Below are 18,861 nucleotides of genomic sequence, written 5' to 3'. Positions count from 1 at the left end.
TTCCTGTAACTGTCAGTTCCGCTTACTTCTTCAGCGCTTGCGCTGCACGACGCGGACCCTTGCGGGTACGTGCGTTCGTACGCGTACGCTGACCGCGCATCGGCAGGCCCTTGCGATGACGAACGCCACGGTAGCAACCGAGGTCCATCAGGCGCTTGATGTTCATCGTCACTTCACGGCGCAGATCGCCTTCGACGATGAACTTGCCCACTTCCTCACGCAGCTTTTCGAGGTCTGCGTCGGTCAGGTCCTTGACCTTCTTCGAGAATTCCACGCCAGACGCCACGCAGATGCTGCGCGAGCGCGTGCGGCCGATACCGAAGATTGCCGTCAGGCCGATCTCGGTATGCTGGTGATTCGGGATGTTAACCCCTGCGATACGAGCCATTGTTTTTCCTCAAACAAAAAGCGCAAACAAACGCGCGGTCAGCCTTGGCGCTGCTTGTGGCGCGGATCCGAGCTGCAGATCACGCGAACGACGCCTTTGCGCTTGATGATCTTGCAATTGCGGCAAATGCGCTTAACCGATGCCATCACTTTCATGATAATACCCTTTTTTCAAATCACTTCGCCCGGAACACGATCCGCGCACGAGACAGATCGTAAGGCGTCAATTCAACCGTCACCTTGTCGCCCGGCAGGATGCGGATGTAGTGCATCCGCATCTTCCCGGAGATATGCCCCAACACGACATGGCCGTTTTCCAGCTTCACGCGGAAGGTCGCATTCGGGAGGTTTTCGATCACCTCACCCTGCATCTGGATTACATCGTCTTTGGCCATAGTCCTGAATTAACGCATTGGGATGTTGCCACCCTTGAAGTTTGCCTTCTTGAGCAGCGACTCATACTGTTGCGACATAACGTACGACTGCACCTGCGCCATGAAGTCCATCGTGACGACGACAATGATCAGCAGCGACGTTCCACCAAAATAAAACGGCACGTTCCAGCGCAGCACCAGGAATTCCGGCAGCAGACACACGAAGACGATGTAGATCGCACCGGCCAGCGTCAGACGCGTGAGGATGCGGTCGATATATCGTGCGGTCTGGTCGCCCGGACGGATGCCCGGAACAAACGCGCCGCTCTTCTTCAGGTTGTCTGCGGTTTCCCTGCTGTTGAACACCAGCGCGGTGTAGAAGAAGCAGAAAAACACGATTGCCAGCGTGTACAGCAGCACATAGACCGGCTGACCCGGCTTCAGTGCCTCCGCGACGTCATGCAACGTGTTGGAGAGCCAGCCTCCCGTCGGTTGACCCGTGCTGAACCAGCCAAGAATCGTGGCCGGAAACAGGATGATCGACGACGCGAAGATCGGCGGAATCACGCCCGACATGTTCAGCTTCAGCGGCAAGTGCGACGACTGCCCACCGTAGATCTTGTTGCCAACCTGACGCTTCGCGTAGTTCACGAGGATCTTGCGCTGACCGCGTTCGATGAACACGACCAGGTAAGTCACCGCGGCAATCAGAACGACGATGATGATCGCCGAGAACGGCCCCATCGAACCCGTTTTCACCAGTTCGAGCAACCCACCCACGGCATTCGGGAACCCTGCTGCGATCCCGCCGAAGATGATGATCGAGATACCGTTGCCCAGACCGCGCTCGGTGATCTGCTCACCCAGCCACATCAGGAACATCGTACCGGTCACCAGCGTCACGACCGTCGTCAGACGGAACAGCATGCCGGGGTCGATGACGAGGCCCGGCTGGTTTTCCAGCGCAGCCGCGATACCGAACGCCTGGAAGGTCGCGAGCACCACGGTGAAATACCGCGTGTACTGCGTGATCTTCCGTTGCCCTGCCTGCCCTTCCTTCTTCAGCGCCTCGAGCTGCGGCGAGACGATCGCCAACAGCTGCATGATGATCGACGCCGAGATGTACGGCATGATCCCCAGCGCAAAGATCGTGAAGCGGGAAAGCGCGCCACCCGAGAACATGTTGAACATGCCCAGGATGCCGCCCGCCTGGCTCTGGAACAGCTTCGCCAGTTGATCCGGATCGATGCCCGGCACGGGGATGTGCGCGCCGATGCGATAGACGATCAGCGCCAGGAGCAGGAACATCGCTCGCCGGCGCAGATCGCCGAATTTCGCCGTGCTTCGACCGGGTTTTGCAAGACTCGGGCTGTTAGCCAAGTACCTTCTCCGATGAATGCAAGTAACGACGCGCTACGCGTGTCACTCGGCGAACGAACCGCCAGCCGCTTCGATCGCAGCGCGCGCACCCTTGGTGGCGCCGAGACCCTTCACGACGATCTTGCGCTTCAGTTCGCCCGTCGCGATGATCTTTGCGCTCTTCGTCAGCTCGCCGACCAGGCCGGCTTGCTTCAGTGCGAGCAGATCGATCTCGTCGACCGGCAGCTTCTCGAGGTCGGAGAGGCGCACTTCACCGACGAATTCCTTCGTCAGCGACGTGAAGCCGCGCTTCGGCAGACGACGTTGCAGCGGCATCTGACCGCCTTCGAAACCGACTTTGTGGAAGCCGCCCGAACGCGATTTCTGACCCTTGTGACCACGGCCAGCCGTCTTGCCGAGGCCCGAACCGATGCCGCGGCCGACGCGACGCTTGGCGTGCTTTGCACCAGCGGCCGGCTTCAGGTTATTCAATTCCATATCAACTCCTTGATCCGTAGGGCCGCTTACGCGATGACCTTAACGAGGTACGAGACCTTGTTGATCATGCCGCGGACCGCCGGCGTGTCCTGCAGCTCGCTAACCGAATTGAGTCGGCGCAGGCCCAGGCCACGCACGGTAGCGCGGTGCGATTCGCGGGTCCCGATCAGGCTCTTCACGAGCTGAACCTTGACAGTTTTTTCAGACATGGTGACCACCCGGGCTTAGCCCAAAATATCTTCGACGGACTTGCCGCGCTTCGCCGCGATGTCTGCCGGGGTGGACTGCTTGCGCAGACCGTCCAGCGTGGCGCGAACGAGGTTGTACGGGTTCGTCGAACCGTGGCTCTTCGCCACGACGTTCTGAACGCCCATCACGTCGAACACTGCGCGCATCGGGCCGCCGGCGATCACGCCCGTACCTGCCTTCGCCGGAGCGAGGAGGACAGCGGATGCGCCATGCTTGCCGTGCACTTCGTGCTGCAGCGTGCCGTTCTTGAGCGGCACCTTGAACATGTTGCGGCGAGCTTGTTCCATTGCCTTCTGGACAGCGACCGGCACTTCCTTCGCCTTGCCCTTGCCCATACCGATGCGGCCATCACCATCGCCAACCACGGTCAGTGCGGCGAAGCCGAGAATACGGCCACCCTTCACGACCTTGGTCACGCGATTGACCGAAATCATCTTTTCGCGAAGGCCGTCGTCGCGCTCGTCAGCCTGAACTTTCGCTTGCATCTTTGCCATGACGAATTCCTTCCTTAGAACTTGAGCCCAGCTTCGCGAGCTGCCTCAGCCAGCGCCTTGACGCGGCCATGGTAGCGGAAGCCCGAGCGGTCGAAGGCGACGGATTCGATGCCGGCAGCCTTTGCCTTCTCGGCAATACGCTTGCCGATCAGCGTCGCGGCATTAACGTTGCCGCCCTTGCCCGACTTGTCGGCCAGTTCGGCGCGCACTTCTGCTTCGAGCGTCGACGCGCTGGCGAGCACCTTGGTGCCGCAGGGCGAGAACACTTGAGCGTAGATGTGCGTGTTCGTGCGATGCACGGCGAGACGCGCGACCTGCAGCTCAGCGATCTTGATACGCGTCTGGCGAGCGCGGCGCAGGCGAGATTGAGTCTTATCCATGATTGCGCACCCTTACTTCTTCTTCGTTTCTTTGAGGATCACAACCTCGTCGGAATAGCGCACGCCCTTGCCCTTGTACGGCTCCGGCGGACGGTAACCGCGAACTTCCGCAGCTACTTGACCGACTTGTTGCTTGTTGATCCCCTTGATCACGATTTCGGTTTGCGTCGGGGTTTCAGCCTTGACGCCTTCCGGCATCTGGTGCACCACCGGGTGCGAGAAACCCAGCGACAGGTTCAGCTTGTCGCCTTGCGCTTGCGCACGATAACCGACGCCAACCAGCGTCAGCTTGCGCTCGAAACCCTTGGTCACGCCGTGCACGGCATTCGCGATGATCGCGCGCATCGTGCCCGACAGTGCATTTGCTTCGCGGCTTTCGTCGACCGGCGACAGATTCAGCGTGCCGTCGTTGTTCGCCACGTTCACGAGCGGATTGATCGCTTGCGTGATGGTGCCCAGCGGCCCCTTGACGGTGATTGCACCGTCGGCCAGCTTGACTTCCGCGCCTTGCAGCGCGATCGGGCTTTTACCTACTCGAGACATGTTTCTCTCTCCTCGGCTTTAAGCAACGTAGCAGATGACTTCGCCGCCGACGCCGGTAGCGCGCGCCTTGCGGTCGGTCATCACGCCCTTCGGCGTCGACACGATTGCCACACCCAGGCCGTTCATGACCTGCGGAATGTCGTTACGGCCGCGGTACACGCGCAGACCAGGCTTCGACACGCGCTCGAGGCGTTCGATGACCGGGCGGCCTGCGTAGTACTTCAGCGCGATATTCAGTTCGGACTTCGCACCTTCCGCCTTGACGGCGAAATCGTCGATATAACCTTCGTCCTTCAGGACTTGCGCGATTGCAACCTTGACCTTCGACGAGGGCATCGCAACCGATACCTTCTCGACCATCTGCGCGTTGCGGATGCGAGTCAGCATATCGGCGATAGGATCACTCATGCTCATTTACGTTTCTCCTATTACCAGCTCGCCTTGGTCAGGCCAGGAATCTCGCCACGGAATGCGATTTCACGAATCTTGTTACGCGCGAGGCCGAATTTACGGAACGTGCCACGCGGACGGCCCGTGATCGCGCAGCGGTTACGCTGGCGGGTCGGGTTTGCGTTGCGGGGCAGTTGCTGCAGCTCCAGGCGTGCTTCGTAGCGCTCTTCTTCCGACTTGCTTTGGTCTTCGACGATCGCCTTCAGCGCTTCGCGCTTTGCTGCGAACTTCGCGACCAGGCGGGCGCGCTTCTTTTCACGTTCGATCAGTGCCAGTTTAGCCACGGTAACCTCAGTTTCTGAACGGGAACTTGAAGCTGGCGAGCAGAGCCTTTGCTTCGTCGTCGGTCTTCGCAGTCGTCGTGATGCTGATGTTCAGCCCACGCAGTGCGTCGATCTTGTCGTAGTCGATTTCGGGGAAAATGATCTGCTCTTTCACACCGATGTTGTAGTTGCCACGGCCATCGAAGGCACGACCCGACACGCCGCGGAAGTCACGCACGCGGGGCAGGGCAACGGTCACGAAACGGTCGAGGAATTCGTACATCGCTTGACCGCGCAGCGTCACCATCGCGCCGATGGGGTAACCCTGACGGATCTTGAAGCCTGCGATTGCCTTGCGCGCCTTCGTGACGACCGGCTTCTGACCAGCGATCTTCGTGAGGTCGCCAACGGCGTTCTCGATGATCTTCTTGTCAGCGATCGCTTCGCCAAGACCCATGTTCAGCGTGATCTTGGTGATGCGCGGCACTTCCATGACCGACTTGTAACCGAACTTCTCGATCAGGCCGGGCACAACCTTTTCTTTGTAAAACTCTTGAAAACGAGCCATTTTTTACTCCGCTGCGTCAGGCGCTCAGTACGGCACCGGTCGTCTTCAGAAAGCGAACCTTCTTGCCTTCCTCGACCTTGATGCCAACACGCGACGCCTTGCCATTCGCGTCGACCAGTGCGACGTTCGAAATATGCAGGGGCATCGTCTTCGCTTCCACGCCGCCCGTCGTACCCTTCATCGGGTTCGGCTTCACATGCTTCTTGACGAGGTTGATACCTTCAACCGTCACATGTTCTGCACCGACAGCCAGCACGACGCCGCGCTTGCCCTTGTCTTTGCCAGTGACGACGATGACTTCGTCACCCTTGCGAATCTTGTTCATCGCGACTCCTTACAGCACTTCCGGCGCCAGCGAAACGATCTTCATGAATCGTTCGCTACGCAGCTCACGCGTCACCGGCCCGAAGATACGGGTGCCGATCGGCTCGAGCTTGTTATTCAAAAGCACAGCGGCGTTGCCGTCGAACTTGATCAGCGAGCCGTCTTGACGGCGAACGCCCTTGGCGGTGCGGACCACCACGGCGTTGTAAATTTCGCCTTTCTTCACGCGCCCGCGCGGCGTTGCTTCTTTGACGGTCACCTTGATGATGTCGCCAATGCCGGCATAACGACGCTTCGAGCCGCCGAGCACCTTGATGCACATGACTTCACGTGCACCCGTGTTGTCGGCTACTTCGAGCCGAGATTCGGTCTGGATCATGGTTTGTCTTTCCCAACTTAATCCGGATGCACCACCATGATGCATTCGGTCAGTCTTGGTCCCGTCAGCCAATCGGCTGCTTGGGTTGGAACAGCAGCGACGGCAAACGAAACCCGCCATCGCAATTCGGTGAATCTTTCAGACAGGCTGGCGCCAGTCCGCTTCCCCCACCAACTTCGCCCGCGACGGGGCTCCCATAAAGAGGGAAGACCAGGATTATAACAAATAACCCTGGTCACGCAAGCAAAAACTTTGCGATTTCAAGCACTTCATGGCGAAGTGCCTGTTACTGCCTACTGCGCTGCCCGCTTAGATGACGCGAGCTGCTTCGACGAGGCGCGACACCGTCCAGGCCTTCGTCTTCGAAAGAGGACGAGTTTCCTGGATTTCAACGAGGTCACCCTCGTTGTAGGTGTTCGCTTCATCATGCGCGTGGTACTTCTTCGAGCGCACGACATACTTGCCGTAGATCGGGTGCTTGACGCGGTGCTCGATCAGCACGGTGACGGTCTTGTCCATCTTGTTGCTGACGACCCGACCGACCAGCGTCCGCTTCAGCGAGGTTTTCACGCTATCGTTCATTTCTGGTTCGCCTTCTGAGTCATGACGGTCCGCACACGTGCGATGTCGCGACGAACCTTCTTCAGCTGGCTCGTGTTCGTGAGTTGCTGGGTCGCGAGTTGCATGCGCAGGCCGAATTGCGCCTTCAGCAGGTCCGCCAGCTCCTTGTTGAGCGCGGCCTGGTCTTTCTGGAGAAGTTCGGAAGCCTTCATGTTTTCTCCTTAGGCGCCGAGCTGGCGCACGATGAATGCCGTCTTCAGCGGCAGCTTGGCTGCAGCCAGACGGAACGCTTCGCGTGCCAGTTCTTCGGTTACGCCGTCCATTTCATAGAGCATCTTGCCCGGCTGGATCTCAGCGACGTAGTACTCCGGGTTACCCTTACCGTTACCCATACGCACTTCTGCCGGCTTTTGCGAAATCGGCTTGTCCGGGAAGATCCGGATCCAGATGCGGCCGCCACGCTTGATGTGACGCGTCATTGCACGACGCGCTGCTTCAATTTGACGCGCGGTCAAACGGCCGCGACCGATCGCCTTCAGGCCGAATTCACCGAACGACACTGCGTTGCCGCGCGTCGCCTTGCCGGTGTTACGACCCTTCTGCTCTTTGCGATACTTCCTGCGTTTCGGTTGCAGCATCGTTATTCTCCAGTCTTGCCGTCTTCCGGCTTGCCGGCGCCGCGGCGCGGTGCGCCACGACGAGCACCCGGAGCGCCGCCTTCGCCATCACGGCGCGGACGACGGTCGCCCGGACGCGCATTGCGACGCGGACGCTTGTCTTCGGCTACTTCTTCGACCACCGGCGCGTCATTGCGGCCGAGCGTGTCGCCCTTGTATACCCACACCTTGACGCCGATGATGCCGTAGGTCGTCTTCGCTTCCGAAGTTGCGTAGTCGATGTCGGCACGCAGCGTATGAAGGGGCACGCGACCTTCGCGATACCACTCCGTACGAGCGATTTCGATACCGTTCAGACGGCCTGCGCTCATGATCTTGATGCCCTGGGCACCCAGACGCATCGCGTTCTGCATCGCACGCTTCATCGCGCGACGGAACATGATCCGGCGCTCGAGCTGTTGCGTGATCGAGTCGGCGATCAGTTGAGCATCGGTTTCCGGCTTGCGGATTTCTTCGATGTTGACGTGAACCGGCACGCCCATGCGGCGTTGCAGTTCCGTCTTCAGCTGTTCGATATCCTCGCCCTTCTTGCCGATGACCACGCCCGGACGCGAGCTGTAAATCGTGATGCGCGCGTTCTTCGCCGGACGCTCGATGACGACCCGACCGACCGAAGCGTTCTTCAGCTTCTTCTTCAGGTATTCACGAACACCGATGTCTTCCTGCAGCATCGCCGCGAAATTGTTGTTGTTCGCGTACCAACGCGAAGCCCAATTGCGGCTGACAGCCAGGCGGAAGCCAGTCGGATGAATTTTCTGTCCCATCGTATGGCTCCTTAATTCCCGACCGTCACAGTGATGTGACAGGATTGCTTCTCGATGCGGTTACCGCGGCCCTTGGCGCGCGCGGTGAAACGCTTGAGCGATGCCGCCTTGTCGACGTAGATGCTCTTGATCTTGAGCTCGTCGATATCAGCGCCTTCGTTGTGCTCCGCATTCGCGATTGCCGACAGCACAACCTTCTTCACGATGCCAGCCGCCTTCTTCGGCGAGAACGTCAGAACGTTCAGCGCCTTGTCGACCGGCAAACCGCGGATCTGGTCAGCCACAAGGCGCGTTTTTTGCGCCGAGATGCGGGCACCGCGATGAATTGCTTTCACTTCCATCTTGATTGCCCCTTATTTCTTGGCCTTCTTGTCGGCTGCGTGACCCTTGAACGTACGGGTCAGTGCGAACTCGCCAAGCTTGTGGCCGACCATGTTTTCCGAGATGTACACCGGAACGTGTTGACGGCCGTTGTGAACAGCGATCGTCAGGCCGATGAAATCCGGCAGAATCGTCGAGCGACGCGACCAGGTCTTGATCGGCTTTTTGTCGCGCGAAGCTGCAGCCGCCTCAACTTTCTTCAGCAAATGGGCGTCGCAGAACGGACCTTTTTTAACAGAACGTGCCATTGCCTACTCCTTAACGCTTGTGACGGCGCTGGACGATCATCGTCGTCGTGCGCTTGTTGCTGCGGGTGCGGTAACCCTTAGCCGGCGTACCCCACGGGCTCACCGGGTCGCGACCTGCAGCCGTCTTGCCCTCACCACCACCGTGCGGGTGATCAACCGGGTTCATCGCAACGCCACGCACCGTCGGGCGGATACCGCGCCAGCGGTTCGCGCCAGCCTTGCCGATTTGGCGCAGGCTATGCTCTTCGTTGCCAACTTCACCGATCGTTGCACGGCACTCGATGTGCACGCGGCGGATTTCGCCCGAACGCAGACGAACCTGCGCGTAGACGCCTTCACGTGCCAGCAGCATGGCCGACGTGCCAGCCGAACGCGCCATTTGCGCGCCCTTGCCCGGCAGCATCTCGATGCAGTGGATCGTCGTACCGACCGGAATGTTGCGGATCGGCAGCGTGTTGCCTGCACGGATCGGCGCTTCCGAACCCGACATCAGCTGTTGGCCGACCGTCAGACCCTTCGGGGCGATGATGTAGCGACGCTCGCCGTCTGCGTAGAGCACCAGCGCGATGTTCGCGCTACGGTTCGGGTCGTACTCGAGACGTTCGACCTTTGCCGGGATGCCATCCTTCGTGCGACGGAAATCGACGATACGATAGTGCTGCTTGTGACCACCACCCTTGTGACGCGTGGTGATACGGCCGTTGTTGTTACGGCCGGCGGTCGAGCTCTGCGAGTCGAGCAGTGCCGCGAACGGCTTGCCCTGGTGCAGGTTCTTGTTGACCACCTTGACCATCGCGCGGCGACCCGGCGATGTCGGCTTAACTTTAACGATTGCCATGATTACTTGGCCTCCGCTTCAAAGTTGATTTCCTGGCCGGGCTTCAGGCAAACGTACGCCTTCTTCACGTCCTTACGGCGGCCCATCGAACGGCCGAAGCGCTTTTGCTTGCCCTTCTGAACCAGCACGTTGACCGAATCAACTTCAACCTTGAACAGCAGCTCGACAGCCGCCTTCACTTCCTGCTTCGTGGCGTCCGGTGCGACTTCGAACACGACTTGCTCGTTCTTGTCGGCAACCAGCGTCGCCTTTTCCGAGATCACCGGCGCGAGCAGGACCTGCATCAAACGATGATCGTTCTTGCGAATCTCGCTCATGACAGCAACTCCTCGATCTGGGCGACCGCAGCCTTCGTGACCAGCACTTTCTTGAAGTAGATCAGCGACAGCGGGTCAGCGTAGCGCGGCTCGACAATCGCCACGTGCGGCAGGTTGCGCGAAGCCAGGTACAGGTTCTCGTCGACCGTATCCGTGATGATCAGAACGGAGTCGAGACCCATGGTCTTGAATTTGTCGGCCAGCAGCTTGGTCTTCGGCGCTTCGAGGATGATGTCCTCGACGACCGACAGACGGCCTTCACGGGCCAGCTGCGAGAAGATCGAGCAGAGACCTGCGCGATGCATCTTCTTGTTGACCTTGTGCGAGAAGTTTTCTTCCGGCGAGTTCGGGAAGATGCGACCACCGCCACGCCACAACGGGCTCGACGACATACCGGCACGAGCGCGGCCCGTACCCTTCTGACGCCACGGCTTCTTGGTGGTGTGCTTGACTTGCTCACGGTCCTTCTGTGCGCGGTTACCCTGGCGAGCATTCGCCTGGTACGCGACGACGACCTGGTGGATCAGCGCTTCGTTGTAGTCACGACCGAACACGACGTCCGACGCGTTGACCACTGCACCTTCCTGACCATTTTCGTTCAGGAGCTTGAGTTCCATTATTTCGCCCCCTTGGTCTTGACGGCCGGCGTCACGAAAACCTTGCCGCCCTTCGCGCCCGGAATCGCGCCCTTGACGAGCAGCAGCTTGCGCTCTGCGTCGATACGAGCGATTTCGAGGTTCTGCACCGTCACCGTAACGTCACCGAGGTGACCCGTCATGCGCTTACCCGGGAAAACGCGACCCGGATCCTGCGCCATACCGATCGAGCCCGGCACGTTGTGCGAGCGCGAGTTACCGTGGGTAGCACGGCCGGAGGAGAAGTTGTAACGCTTGATCGTACCGGCGTAGCCCTTACCGATCGACACGCCTTGCACGTCGACCTTCTGGCCCACTTCGAAAAGATCAGCACCGACCACGGCGCCATTCGACAGCTCAGCTGCCTTGGCCGCGTCAATGCGGAATTCCTTGAGGATTTCACCGGCTTCGACACCGGCTTTGGCGAGATGACCTGCCAGCGGCTTCGTCACGCGCGATGCGCGGCGGGAGCCGAATGCAACCTGCACGGCCGTGTAGCCGTCGGTTTCAACAGTCTTGATCTGCGTCACGCGGTTGTCCGACACGTCCAGCACGGTGACGGGAATCGAATCCCCTTCAGCCGTGAAGATACGGGTCATGCCAACCTTGCGACCTACGAGTCCAAGGCTCATCATTTTCTCCATTCCCGACTGCGATTGGTCGGGGCTGATTTACAAAATGCCGGGCACGCAAGGCCCAACTTTTTTTCGCGAATACACGAAAAGCCAAACAGTATAGCCCGACTTCTCGATTTCCGCAAGCAATACAAAGACTTAGCACCACCCGGCAAGCCGGCTGGCGCCGAAAGCCTTACTGCAGCTTGATTTCCACGTCGACGCCAGCCGGCAGATCGAGCTTCATCAGCGCGTCAACCGTCTTGTCGGTCGGATCGACGATGTCCATCAGGCGCTGGTGGGTACGGATTTCGAGCTGATCGCGCGACGTCTTGTTGACGTGCGGCGAACGCAGGATGTCAAAACGCTGAATGCGCGTCGGCAGCGGCACCGGGCCACGGACGATTGCACCAGTCCGCTTCGCGGTATCGACGATCTCGGCAGCCGATTGATCAATCAGACGATAGTCGAAAGCCTTCAGGCGAATGCGGATTTTCTGTTGCTGCATGACGATTCCTTGAAAAGAGCGAGGCGATGTTGCATCGCCGGACACTAAAAGAACGCGAAACAGGTTGCCTGCGGGGAGCGAGGCATCAGGTTCCGAACGGCACTTCCACTGCTAAGCCCGCGATTCTACACGAAAATCCGGATTGGTGGTGCAGGTTTCTCGAGGTGAACACGGCACGCCCCAAAGACAAAACCGGGTGCCAGATCAAACTGGACACCCGGTTTCGACGGTACAACTGCCTACCGTGGAATCGCGGACCCCGGAGGGACCACGGATCGTCGATCTTACTCGATGATCTTGGCGACGACGCCGGCGCCGACGGTACGGCCACCTTCGCGGATTGCGAAGCGCAGACCTTCTTCCATCGCGATCGGAGCGATCAGCTTCACCGTGATCGACACGTTGTCGCCCGGCATCACCATTTCCTTGTCCTTCGGCAGCTCGATCGAGCCCGTCACGTCCGTCGTACGGAAGTAGAACTGCGGACGGTAGTTGTTGAAGAACGGCGTGTGGCGGCCGCCTTCGTCCTTGCTCAGCACGTACACTTCAGCCGTGAAGTGCGTGTGCGGCGTGATCGAACCCGGCTTCGCCAGAACCTGGCCACGCTCCACGTCTTCACGCTTCGTGCCGCGCAGCAGGATACCAACGTTGTCGCCCGCTTGACCTTGGTCCAGCAGCTTGCGGAACATTTCAACGCCCGTGCAGGTCGTCTTCACCGTCGGCTTGATACCGACGATTTCGATTTCTTCGCCGACCTTCACGATACCGCGCTCGACACGACCCGTCACAACCGTACCACGGCCCGAGATCGAGAACACGTCTTCCACCGGCATCAGGAACGCGCCGTCAACCGCACGCTCCGGCGTCGGGATGTACGTGTCCAGTGCGTCTGCCAGGCTCATGATCGCCACTTCGCCCAGCTCGCCCGTGTCGCCTTCCAGCGCCAGCTTGGCCGAACCCTTCACGATCGGCGTGTCGTCGCCCGGGAAGTCGTACTTCGACAGGAGTTCGCGAACTTCCATCTCGACCAGCTCGAGCAGTTCAGCGTCGTCCACCATGTCGCACTTGTTCAGGAACACGATGATGTACGGAACGCCAACCTGACGCGCCAGCAGGATGTGCTCACGCGTTTGCGGCATCGGGCCGTCTGCTGCCGAGCAAACCAGGATCGCGCCGTCCATCTGCGCTGCGCCCGTGATCATGTTCTTCACATAGTCAGCGTGGCCCGGGCAGTCGACGTGTGCGTAGTGGCGGTTAGCCGTTTCGTACTCGACGTGTGCCGTGTTGATCGTGATACCGCGCGCCTTTTCTTCCGGTGCCGCGTCGATCTGGTCGTAAGCCTTCGCTTCGCCGCCGAACTTCTTCGTCAGAACCGTCGTGATCGCTGCCGTCAGCGTCGTCTTGCCGTGGTCAACGTGACCAATCGTACCAACGTTGACGTGCGGCTTGGTCCGCTCAAATTTACCTTTTGCCATGATTCTCTTCTTTCAAAAAATATCGGTTGGTAGCTACAGATTTACTTCGACTTCGCGCTGATGATCGCTTCTGCAACGTTGCGCGGAGCTTCAGCGTAGTGCTTGAACTCCATCGTGTACGTTGCACGACCTTGCGTCAGCGAACGCAGCGACGTCGAATAACCGAACATTTCCGACAGCGGCACTTCGGCGCGAACGATCTTGCCGCCGCCAACCATGTCTTCCATGCCCTGGACGATGCCGCGACGGCCCGACAGGTCGCCCATCACGTTGCCCATGTAGTCTTCCGGCGTCTCGACTTCGACAGCCATCATCGGCTCGAGGACGACCGGGTTCGCCTTGCGCATCGCTTCCTTGAACGCCATCGAACCGGCCATGCGGAACGCGTTTTCGTTCGAGTCAACGTCGTGGTACGAACCGAACGTCAGGTGAACCTTCACGTCGACGACCGGGAAGCCGGCCAGCACGCCCGACTTCAGCGTGTCCTGGATACCCTTGTCGACCGCCGGGATGTATTCACGCGGAATCACACCACCCTTGATCTCGTCGAAGAACTCGTAGCCCTTGCCTTGTTCGTTCGGCTCGAGCGTGATGACCGCGTGACCGTACTGGCCGCGACCACCCGACTGCTTGACGAACTTGCCGTCGACGTCCTTCGCCGTCGAACGGATCGTTTCGCGGTATGCAACCTGCGGCTTGCCGACGGTCGCTTCCACGCCGAATTCACGCTTCATCCGGTCGACCAGAATTTCGAGGTGGAGCTCGCCCATGCCCGAAATGATGGTCTGGCCCGACTCTTCGTCGGTCTGCACGCGGAACGACGGGTCTTCTTGCGCCAGACGGTTCAGCGCGAGGCCCATCTTTTCCTGGTCAGCCTTGGTCTTCGGCTCGACAGCCTGCGAAATCACCGGCTCCGGGAACACCATGCGTTCGAGAACGATCGGGTTCGCCGGGTCGCACAGCGTGTCGCCCGTGGTTGCTTCCTTCAGGCCGACCGCAGCAGCGATGTCGCCCGCACGGACTTCCTTGATTTCTTCACGCTGGTTCGCGTGCATCTGCAGAATACGGCCGAGGCGTTCCTTCTTGCCCTTGGTCGAGTTCAGCAGCGTGTCGCCCGAGTTGACGACGCCCGAGTACACACGGAAGAAGATCAGCTGGCCGACGAACGGGTCGGTCATGATCTTGAACGCGAGCGACGAGAACTTCTCTTCGTCCGATGCCTTGCGCTCCGCTGCTTCACCGTTTTCGAGTTCGCCCTTGACCGGCGGGATGTCGACCGGCGACGGCAGGAAGTCGATCACGGCGTCGAGCATACGCTGCACGCCCTTGTTCTTGAACGCGGTACCGCACAGCATCGGCTGGATTTCGCACGCGATCGTACGGTCGCGCAGCGCCTTGACGATGTCGGCTTCCGGCAGATCGCCTTCTTCCAGGTACTTGTTCATCAGGTCTTCGCTGGCTTCAGCAGCCACTTCGACCATCTTTTCGCGCCATTCCTTGCAGGTCTCCGCGAGCTCGGCCGGGATGTCGACGTAGTCGAACTTCGTGCCTTGCGACGCTTCGTCCCAAATGATCGCCTTCATCTTGATCAGGTCGACGACGCCCTTGAAGTTTTCTTCCGCGCCGATCGGCACCACGACCGGAACCGGGTTCGCCTTCAGGCGCAGACGGAGCTGATCGTAGACCTTGAAGAAGTTCGCGCCGGTACGGTCCATCTTGTTGACGAACGCGAGACGGGGCACCTTGTACTTGTTAGCCTGGCGCCACACCGTTTCCGACTGCGGCTGCACGCCGCCCACTGCGCAGTACACCATGCACGCGCCGTCGAGCACGCGCATCGAACGCTCCACTTCGATCGTGAAGTCGACGTGACCCGGGGTGTCGATGATGTTGATGCGGTGTTCCGGATAGTTGCCGCCCATGCCCTTCCAGAAGGCCGTGGTAGCAGCGGACGTGATCGTGATGCCACGCTCCTGCTCCTGCTCCATCCAGTCCATCGTTGCTGCGCCGTCGTGGACTTCACCGATCTTGTGGTTCACACCGGTGTAAAACAGAATACGCTCGGTCGTCGTCGTTTTGCCGGCGTCGATGTGAGCGCTAATACCGATATTGCGGTAGCGCTCGATAGGAGTCTTGCGAGCCACTTTGATCCTCTACTGGGATGGCACGATGCAGCGCGGCTGCATCGTGCTTCAACACAAACGGGCGAGGCGCCTGAAAAGCGCACCCGCCCGGAATTTATTTCCGCAAACAGCCCAGCCAGGCGCTTAGAAACGGAAATGCGAGAACGCGCGGTTGGCTTCTGCCATGCGGTGAACTTCGTCGCGCTTCTTCATTGCGCCGCCACGGCCTTCGGCCGCTTCGGAGAGTTCGCCTGCCAGACGCAGAGCCATCGACTTCTCGCTGCGCTTCTTCGCAGCCTCACGCAGCCAGCGCATCGCCAATGCCATACGACGCGACGGGCGCACTTCGACCGGAACTTGATAGTTGGCACCACCAACGCGGCGGCTCTTCACTTCGACCACCGGCTTCACGTTGTTGAGCGCAACGGTGAACACTTCCAGCGGGTCCTTGCCACCCTTGGTCTGGATTTGTTCGAATGCGCCATAAACGATGCGCTCTGCGACCGACTTCTTGCCGGACAGCATCAGCATGTTCATGAACTTGGCAACATCAACGTTACCGAACTTCGGATCCGGCAACACTTCCCGCTTGGGGACTTCGCGACGACGCGGCATGATTCTTCCTTTACTTGTTCAGTTGGAGCTGAATCCAGCTCCGCGGCCACCAACAAACCCGATCACATCTTCACGACTAACCAGCTTGGCCGGGTGACCACTTACTCGACAGCACCGGCAATCCGGCACTCCCGCCTTGACCGCCCTACGGCGATCCCTGATCAAAAACTGCTTACTTGGCAGCCTTTGCACGCTTCGCGCCGTACTTCGAGCGCGCTTGCTTACGATCCTTGACGCCCTGGGTATCCAGCGAGCCGCGAACCATGTGGTAACGCACACCCGGCAAGTCCTTCACACGGCCGCCGCGGATCAGCACAACCGAGTGTTCCTGCAGGTTGTGGCCTTCACCGCCGATGTACGAAATCACTTCGAAGCCGTTCGTCAGACGAACCTTGGCAACCTTACGGAGTGCCGAGTTAGGCTTCTTCGGCGTCGTCGTGTACACACGGGTGCACACGCCGCGACGCTGGGGGCAGTCCTGCAGGGCCGGGCTCTTGCTCTTCGTCGTTTCCGACTGACGGCCTTTGCGAACCAGTTGGTTGATGGTTGGCATTGTTTATTCCTGAAATTGAACAAAATCTGCACATCGATTTCGGGCAAAGCGAGAATCGGCGCACAGTTGACTTCCGAACCGGCGACACGGACACGAACCTTCGAACGCGACTCGGCCCGCCGAATACCGGAACCCAGCATCATATTCCGGAAATGCCAACTAAGTCAACGGCTTGCGTGATTCTCCGGCCGCACGGGCGGTTTACCGGAAGGGTCGGAACACCTGTGTCATGCCGATTCGACGACGTCGATGATCTCGTCGCCGAAGCGTTCGAGCTTGCGGACGCCCATGCCGGGGATATGCCGCAGGTCGTCGATGGTCTCGGGCGCGTTGCGCGCGATTTCGGCGAGCGTCGCGTCGTGGAAGATCACGTAGGCCGGCACGCCGTCGGACTTCGCGGTTTCCGCACGCCACGCGCGCAGCGCGTCCCAGCGGGCGCGCTCGCGCGTGCCCATGCCGGCCGTCGGGTCGACGCGCGTGCCGCTGCGGCTCGACGACTGGCGCGTGCGCTGCGGCTTCACGTAGCGGCGCAGCGTCACCTTTTCCTCGTTCTTCAGCACCGGCTTCGCGGCCTCGGTCAGCATCAGCGCGCCGAAACCGCCGTGGTCGACCGCCAGATAGCCGTACGCGACGAGCTGCCGGAAAATCGCGCGCCATTCGGGCTCGGACAGCGACGCGCCGATCCCGAACGTGCTGAGCTGGTCGTGGCCGCGCTGCAGCACCTTCTCGGTGCGGCCGCCGCGCAGGATCTCGATCAGATGGCTCGAGCCGAAATTGAAGCCGCTCGCGCGCTGCGCGCGGAACACGCACGACAGCGCCATCTGCGCCTCGCGCGTCGCGTCCCAGGAATCGGGCGGCTCGATGCACGTGTCGCAGTTGCCGCACGGCTGGCTCGCCTCGCCGAAATAGTTCAGCAGCCGCACACGCCGGCACGAAATCGTCTCGCACAGCCCGAGCAGCGCATCGAGCTTCGACGTCTGCACGCGCTTGTGCGCGTCGTCCGCATCGGACTCGTCGATCATCTTGCGCTGCTGGACGACGTCGCCGAGGCCATATGCCATCCACGCGTTCGCCGGCATCCCGTCGCGGCCCGCACGTCCGGTTTCCTGGTAATAGCCCTCGACGCTCTTCGGCAAATCGAGGTGTGCAACGAAACGCACGTCGGGCTTGTCGATGCCCATGCCGAACGCAATCGTCGCGCACATCACGATGCCCTCCTCGCGCTGGAACATTTCCTGGTGCTTCTGCCGCACCTCGAACTCCATTCCCGCGTGATACGGCAGCGCGCGCACGCCCTGCGCCTTCAGCCATTCGGCCGTTTCCTCGACCTTGCGGCGCGATAGGCAGTACACGACGCCCGCGTCGGTGGTGCCGTCCGCGTTCGTGTGCTCCGCCCGGATGAAATCGAGCAGTTGCGACCGCGCGTTGTCCTTTTCGACGATCCGGTAACGGATGTTCGGCCGGTCGAAACTCGATACGAACACGCGCGCGTCGTCGAGCGCGAGACGATGGATGATCTCGTCGCGCGTGATCGCGTCCGCGGTGGCGGTCAACGCGATCCGCGGCACCGACGGGAAGCGCTCGTGCAGCACCGACAGCTGGATGTATTCGGGACGGAAGTCATGCCCCCACTGCGACACGCAGTGCGCCTCGTCGATCGCGAACAGGCCGATCTTCGCGCGCTCGAGCAGCTCGAGAAAGCGCCCGGTCATCAGTCGCTCGGGCGCGACGTACAGCAGGTCGATCTCGCCTTCGCGCAGCGCCCGCTCGGTTGCCGCGGCCTCGGCGCCCGACAGCGTCGAATTCAGGTAAGCCGCGCGCACGCCGACTTCGCTGAGCGCGGCGACCTGGTCCTGCATCAGCGCGATCAGCGGCGACACGACGATGCCGGCGCCCTGCCCGGCCTCGCGGCGCAGCAGCGCCGGAATCTGATAGCACAGCGACTTGCCGCCGCCCGTCGGCATCAGCACGAGGCAATCGCCGCCGCCGGCGACGTGCTCGACGATCTCCCCCTGCTGGCCGCGAAATGCGGAATAACCAAAGACTTCGTCGAGAATTTCGAGGGCGCGGGACATGAATGAGAACGAGGACGGCGGAACGATGACCGCAATTTTAACAACCCGCTCGCGCGGCGCGCGGCGAATCGTGCGATGTTGGCCGATCGGACAGGGTTCGTGCGCGCGCATGACGGTCCTGCAGCAACCGTGCGACAAGCCCGTCATGCGCGTGAACGACGGATAAAAAAAACCGCCCGGCGGAACCGGGCGGTTTCGGTGACAGCGAG

General features: G+C 60.4%; 30 protein-coding genes. All 30 read right to left on the bottom strand.

All coding sequences use genetic code 11. The annotated features are described in order from the left end of the window. Positions 1 to 22: 22 nt before the first annotated feature. The gene (gene rpsM, locus DCN14_RS15920; RefSeq protein ID WP_014898353.1) at positions 23 to 388 is read right to left on the bottom strand and encodes a 30S ribosomal protein S13; all 366 of its coding nucleotides are present in this window, start codon (positions 386 to 388) and stop codon (positions 23 to 25) included. A 38-nt stretch (positions 389 to 426) separates the two neighbouring features. After that, entirely contained in the window at positions 427 to 543 is a 117-nt protein-coding gene (gene rpmJ / locus DCN14_RS15915) for a 50S ribosomal protein L36 (RefSeq protein WP_004199844.1), read from the bottom strand. 20 nt (positions 544 to 563) lie between these two features. After that, positions 564 to 782 (bottom strand): translation initiation factor IF-1, encoded by a 219-nt coding sequence (gene infA, locus DCN14_RS15910; RefSeq protein WP_004521905.1) that lies wholly within the window; start codon positions 780 to 782, stop codon positions 564 to 566. Positions 783 to 791: 9 nt separating this feature from the next. Then, complete coding sequence (gene secY / locus DCN14_RS15905; RefSeq protein WP_096504156.1) at positions 792 to 2,141, bottom strand: preprotein translocase subunit SecY; 1,350 nt, start codon at positions 2,139 to 2,141, stop codon at positions 792 to 794. A 42-nt stretch (positions 2,142 to 2,183) separates the two neighbouring features. Then, positions 2,184 to 2,618, bottom strand: coding sequence for a 50S ribosomal protein L15 (gene rplO / locus DCN14_RS15900; protein ID WP_006477180.1), 435 nt, complete (start codon positions 2,616 to 2,618; stop codon positions 2,184 to 2,186). Between the two features lie 26 nt (positions 2,619 to 2,644). Next, a complete protein-coding gene (gene rpmD / locus DCN14_RS15895; protein WP_006400644.1) occupies positions 2,645 to 2,827 on the bottom strand; it encodes a 50S ribosomal protein L30 in 183 nt (60 codons plus the stop codon). Positions 2,828 to 2,842: 15 nt separating this feature from the next. Next, positions 2,843 to 3,361, bottom strand: coding sequence for a 30S ribosomal protein S5 (gene rpsE / locus DCN14_RS15890; RefSeq protein WP_006752931.1), 519 nt, complete (start codon positions 3,359 to 3,361; stop codon positions 2,843 to 2,845). 14 nt (positions 3,362 to 3,375) lie between these two features. Beyond that, positions 3,376 to 3,741, bottom strand: coding sequence for a 50S ribosomal protein L18 (gene rplR / locus DCN14_RS15885; RefSeq protein WP_006477183.1), 366 nt, complete (start codon positions 3,739 to 3,741; stop codon positions 3,376 to 3,378). A gap of 12 nt (positions 3,742 to 3,753) precedes the next feature. Beyond that, positions 3,754 to 4,284, bottom strand: a complete 531-nt coding sequence (rplF, locus tag DCN14_RS15880; protein WP_006758786.1) for a 50S ribosomal protein L6 — start codon at positions 4,282 to 4,284, stop codon at positions 3,754 to 3,756. A gap of 18 nt (positions 4,285 to 4,302) precedes the next feature. Next, positions 4,303 to 4,698 (bottom strand): 30S ribosomal protein S8, encoded by a 396-nt coding sequence (rpsH, locus tag DCN14_RS15875; RefSeq protein WP_006477185.1) that lies wholly within the window; start codon positions 4,696 to 4,698, stop codon positions 4,303 to 4,305. A gap of 14 nt (positions 4,699 to 4,712) precedes the next feature. Continuing rightward, positions 4,713 to 5,018 carry a 30S ribosomal protein S14 gene (gene rpsN, locus DCN14_RS15870; protein WP_006482884.1) on the bottom strand — a complete coding sequence of 102 codons (306 nt, stop codon included), beginning with the start codon at positions 5,016 to 5,018 and terminating at the stop codon, positions 4,713 to 4,715. A gap of 7 nt (positions 5,019 to 5,025) precedes the next feature. Then, a complete protein-coding gene (rplE, locus tag DCN14_RS15865; protein WP_006477186.1) occupies positions 5,026 to 5,565 on the bottom strand; it encodes a 50S ribosomal protein L5 in 540 nt (179 codons plus the stop codon). 16 nt (positions 5,566 to 5,581) lie between these two features. Next, the gene (rplX, locus tag DCN14_RS15860; RefSeq protein ID WP_006477187.1) at positions 5,582 to 5,890 is read right to left on the bottom strand and encodes a 50S ribosomal protein L24; all 309 of its coding nucleotides are present in this window, start codon (positions 5,888 to 5,890) and stop codon (positions 5,582 to 5,584) included. Positions 5,891 to 5,899: 9 nt separating this feature from the next. Beyond that, on the bottom strand, positions 5,900 to 6,268 hold the full coding sequence (rplN, locus tag DCN14_RS15855) for a 50S ribosomal protein L14 (RefSeq protein ID WP_006752929.1): 369 nt from the start codon (positions 6,266 to 6,268) through the stop codon (positions 5,900 to 5,902). Positions 6,269 to 6,577: 309 nt separating this feature from the next. Then, positions 6,578 to 6,850 (bottom strand): 30S ribosomal protein S17, encoded by a 273-nt coding sequence (rpsQ, locus tag DCN14_RS15850; protein WP_043191859.1) that lies wholly within the window; start codon positions 6,848 to 6,850, stop codon positions 6,578 to 6,580. Beyond that, positions 6,847 to 7,041, bottom strand: coding sequence for a 50S ribosomal protein L29 (gene rpmC, locus DCN14_RS15845; protein WP_006400652.1), 195 nt, complete (start codon positions 7,039 to 7,041; stop codon positions 6,847 to 6,849). Before rpmC ends, rpsQ begins: the two co-directional genes overlap by 4 nt. Positions 7,042 to 7,050: 9 nt before the next feature. Beyond that, on the bottom strand, positions 7,051 to 7,467 hold the full coding sequence (gene rplP, locus DCN14_RS15840) for a 50S ribosomal protein L16 (protein ID WP_006482873.1): 417 nt from the start codon (positions 7,465 to 7,467) through the stop codon (positions 7,051 to 7,053). Between the two features lie 2 nt (positions 7,468 to 7,469). Further along, the gene (gene rpsC, locus DCN14_RS15835; protein WP_006482899.1) at positions 7,470 to 8,270 is read right to left on the bottom strand and encodes a 30S ribosomal protein S3; all 801 of its coding nucleotides are present in this window, start codon (positions 8,268 to 8,270) and stop codon (positions 7,470 to 7,472) included. 11 nt (positions 8,271 to 8,281) lie between these two features. Continuing rightward, positions 8,282 to 8,611 carry a 50S ribosomal protein L22 gene (rplV, locus tag DCN14_RS15830; RefSeq protein WP_004199272.1) on the bottom strand — a complete coding sequence of 110 codons (330 nt, stop codon included), beginning with the start codon at positions 8,609 to 8,611 and terminating at the stop codon, positions 8,282 to 8,284. A 12-nt stretch (positions 8,612 to 8,623) separates the two neighbouring features. Then, positions 8,624 to 8,899: a 30S ribosomal protein S19 gene (rpsS, locus tag DCN14_RS15825; RefSeq protein WP_004199273.1), complete on the bottom strand. Its 276-nt coding sequence runs from the start codon at positions 8,897 to 8,899 to the stop codon at positions 8,624 to 8,626. 10 nt (positions 8,900 to 8,909) lie between these two features. Beyond that, a complete protein-coding gene (gene rplB / locus DCN14_RS15820) occupies positions 8,910 to 9,737 on the bottom strand; it encodes a 50S ribosomal protein L2 (RefSeq protein ID WP_006482900.1) in 828 nt (275 codons plus the stop codon). A 2-nt stretch (positions 9,738 to 9,739) separates the two neighbouring features. Next, positions 9,740 to 10,054, bottom strand: coding sequence for a 50S ribosomal protein L23 (gene rplW / locus DCN14_RS15815; protein WP_004199275.1), 315 nt, complete (start codon positions 10,052 to 10,054; stop codon positions 9,740 to 9,742). Then, a complete protein-coding gene (gene rplD / locus DCN14_RS15810; RefSeq protein WP_006477192.1) occupies positions 10,051 to 10,671 on the bottom strand; it encodes a 50S ribosomal protein L4 in 621 nt (206 codons plus the stop codon). The genes rplW and rplD overlap by 4 nt, the downstream gene beginning before the upstream one ends. After that, positions 10,671 to 11,321: a 50S ribosomal protein L3 gene (gene rplC, locus DCN14_RS15805; protein WP_006752926.1), complete on the bottom strand. Its 651-nt coding sequence runs from the start codon at positions 11,319 to 11,321 to the stop codon at positions 10,671 to 10,673. The genes rplD and rplC overlap by 1 nt, the downstream gene beginning before the upstream one ends. Before the next feature lie 178 nt (positions 11,322 to 11,499). After that, positions 11,500 to 11,811, bottom strand: coding sequence for a 30S ribosomal protein S10 (rpsJ, locus tag DCN14_RS15800; RefSeq protein WP_004199280.1), 312 nt, complete (start codon positions 11,809 to 11,811; stop codon positions 11,500 to 11,502). Between the two features lie 284 nt (positions 11,812 to 12,095). Further along, a complete protein-coding gene (gene tuf, locus DCN14_RS15795) occupies positions 12,096 to 13,286 on the bottom strand; it encodes an elongation factor Tu (RefSeq protein WP_011350666.1) in 1,191 nt (396 codons plus the stop codon). Between the two features lie 41 nt (positions 13,287 to 13,327). Further along, entirely contained in the window at positions 13,328 to 15,430 is a 2,103-nt protein-coding gene (fusA, locus tag DCN14_RS15790; RefSeq protein ID WP_096508986.1) for an elongation factor G, read from the bottom strand. Positions 15,431 to 15,553: 123 nt separating this feature from the next. Further along, positions 15,554 to 16,024 (bottom strand): 30S ribosomal protein S7, encoded by a 471-nt coding sequence (rpsG, locus tag DCN14_RS15785; RefSeq protein ID WP_006477195.1) that lies wholly within the window; start codon positions 16,022 to 16,024, stop codon positions 15,554 to 15,556. 172 nt (positions 16,025 to 16,196) lie between these two features. Further along, a complete protein-coding gene (gene rpsL / locus DCN14_RS15780; RefSeq protein ID WP_006400662.1) occupies positions 16,197 to 16,577 on the bottom strand; it encodes a 30S ribosomal protein S12 in 381 nt (126 codons plus the stop codon). A 227-nt stretch (positions 16,578 to 16,804) separates the two neighbouring features. Continuing rightward, the gene (gene recQ / locus DCN14_RS15770) at positions 16,805 to 18,652 is read right to left on the bottom strand and encodes a DNA helicase RecQ (RefSeq protein ID WP_096508992.1); all 1,848 of its coding nucleotides are present in this window, start codon (positions 18,650 to 18,652) and stop codon (positions 16,805 to 16,807) included. Between the last annotated feature and the right edge of the window lie 209 nt (positions 18,653 to 18,861).

Source organism: Burkholderia sp. IDO3 (assembly GCF_003366075.1).
GTDB classification, from domain to species: domain Bacteria; phylum Pseudomonadota; class Gammaproteobacteria; order Burkholderiales; family Burkholderiaceae; genus Burkholderia; species Burkholderia anthina.
This window is presented reverse-complemented; position numbering and strand designations above follow the sequence as displayed.

Coding starts and splice junctions, on each gene's coding strand:
- rpsM (WP_014898353.1), bottom strand. CDS start 388: ATGGCTCGTATCGCAGGGGTTAACATCCCGAATCACCAGCATACCGAG.
- rpmJ (WP_004199844.1), bottom strand. CDS start 543: ATGAAAGTGATGGCATCGGTTAAGCGCATTTGCCGCAATTGCAAGATC.
- infA (WP_004521905.1), bottom strand. CDS start 782: ATGGCCAAAGACGATGTAATCCAGATGCAGGGTGAGGTGATCGAAAAC.
- rplO (WP_006477180.1), bottom strand. CDS start 2,618: ATGGAATTGAATAACCTGAAGCCGGCCGCTGGTGCAAAGCACGCCAAG.
- rpmD (WP_006400644.1), bottom strand. CDS start 2,827: ATGTCTGAAAAAACTGTCAAGGTTCAGCTCGTGAAGAGCCTGATCGGG.
- rpsE (WP_006752931.1), bottom strand. CDS start 3,361: ATGGCAAAGATGCAAGCGAAAGTTCAGGCTGACGAGCGCGACGACGGC.
- rplR (WP_006477183.1), bottom strand. CDS start 3,741: ATGGATAAGACTCAATCTCGCCTGCGCCGCGCTCGCCAGACGCGTATC.
- rplF (WP_006758786.1), bottom strand. CDS start 4,284: ATGTCTCGAGTAGGTAAAAGCCCGATCGCGCTGCAAGGCGCGGAAGTC.
- rpsH (WP_006477185.1), bottom strand. CDS start 4,698: ATGAGCATGAGTGATCCTATCGCCGATATGCTGACTCGCATCCGCAAC.
- rplE (WP_006477186.1), bottom strand. CDS start 5,565: ATGGCTCGTTTTCAAGAGTTTTACAAAGAAAAGGTTGTGCCCGGCCTG.
- rplX (WP_006477187.1), bottom strand. CDS start 5,890: ATGAACAAGATTCGCAAGGGTGACGAAGTCATCGTCGTCACTGGCAAA.
- rplN (WP_006752929.1), bottom strand. CDS start 6,268: ATGATCCAGACCGAATCTCGGCTCGAAGTAGCCGACAACACGGGTGCA.
- rpsQ (WP_043191859.1), bottom strand. CDS start 6,850: ATGAACGATAGCGTGAAAACCTCGCTGAAGCGGACGCTGGTCGGTCGG.
- rpmC (WP_006400652.1), bottom strand. CDS start 7,041: ATGAAGGCTTCCGAACTTCTCCAGAAAGACCAGGCCGCGCTCAACAAG.
- rplP (WP_006482873.1), bottom strand. CDS start 7,467: ATGCTGCAACCGAAACGCAGGAAGTATCGCAAAGAGCAGAAGGGTCGT.
- rpsC (WP_006482899.1), bottom strand. CDS start 8,270: ATGGGACAGAAAATTCATCCGACTGGCTTCCGCCTGGCTGTCAGCCGC.
- rplV (WP_004199272.1), bottom strand. CDS start 8,611: ATGGAAGTGAAAGCAATTCATCGCGGTGCCCGCATCTCGGCGCAAAAA.
- rpsS (WP_004199273.1), bottom strand. CDS start 8,899: ATGGCACGTTCTGTTAAAAAAGGTCCGTTCTGCGACGCCCATTTGCTG.
- rplB (WP_006482900.1), bottom strand. CDS start 9,737: ATGGCAATCGTTAAAGTTAAGCCGACATCGCCGGGTCGCCGCGCGATG.
- rplW (WP_004199275.1), bottom strand. CDS start 10,054: ATGAGCGAGATTCGCAAGAACGATCATCGTTTGATGCAGGTCCTGCTC.
- rplD (WP_006477192.1), bottom strand. CDS start 10,671: ATGGAACTCAAGCTCCTGAACGAAAATGGTCAGGAAGGTGCAGTGGTC.
- rplC (WP_006752926.1), bottom strand. CDS start 11,321: ATGAGCCTTGGACTCGTAGGTCGCAAGGTTGGCATGACCCGTATCTTC.
- rpsJ (WP_004199280.1), bottom strand. CDS start 11,811: ATGCAGCAACAGAAAATCCGCATTCGCCTGAAGGCTTTCGACTATCGT.
- tuf (WP_011350666.1), bottom strand. CDS start 13,286: ATGGCAAAAGGTAAATTTGAGCGGACCAAGCCGCACGTCAACGTTGGT.
- rpsG (WP_006477195.1), bottom strand. CDS start 16,024: ATGCCGCGTCGTCGCGAAGTCCCCAAGCGGGAAGTGTTGCCGGATCCG.
- rpsL (WP_006400662.1), bottom strand. CDS start 16,577: ATGCCAACCATCAACCAACTGGTTCGCAAAGGCCGTCAGTCGGAAACG.
- recQ (WP_096508992.1), bottom strand. CDS start 18,652: ATGTCCCGCGCCCTCGAAATTCTCGACGAAGTCTTTGGTTATTCCGCA.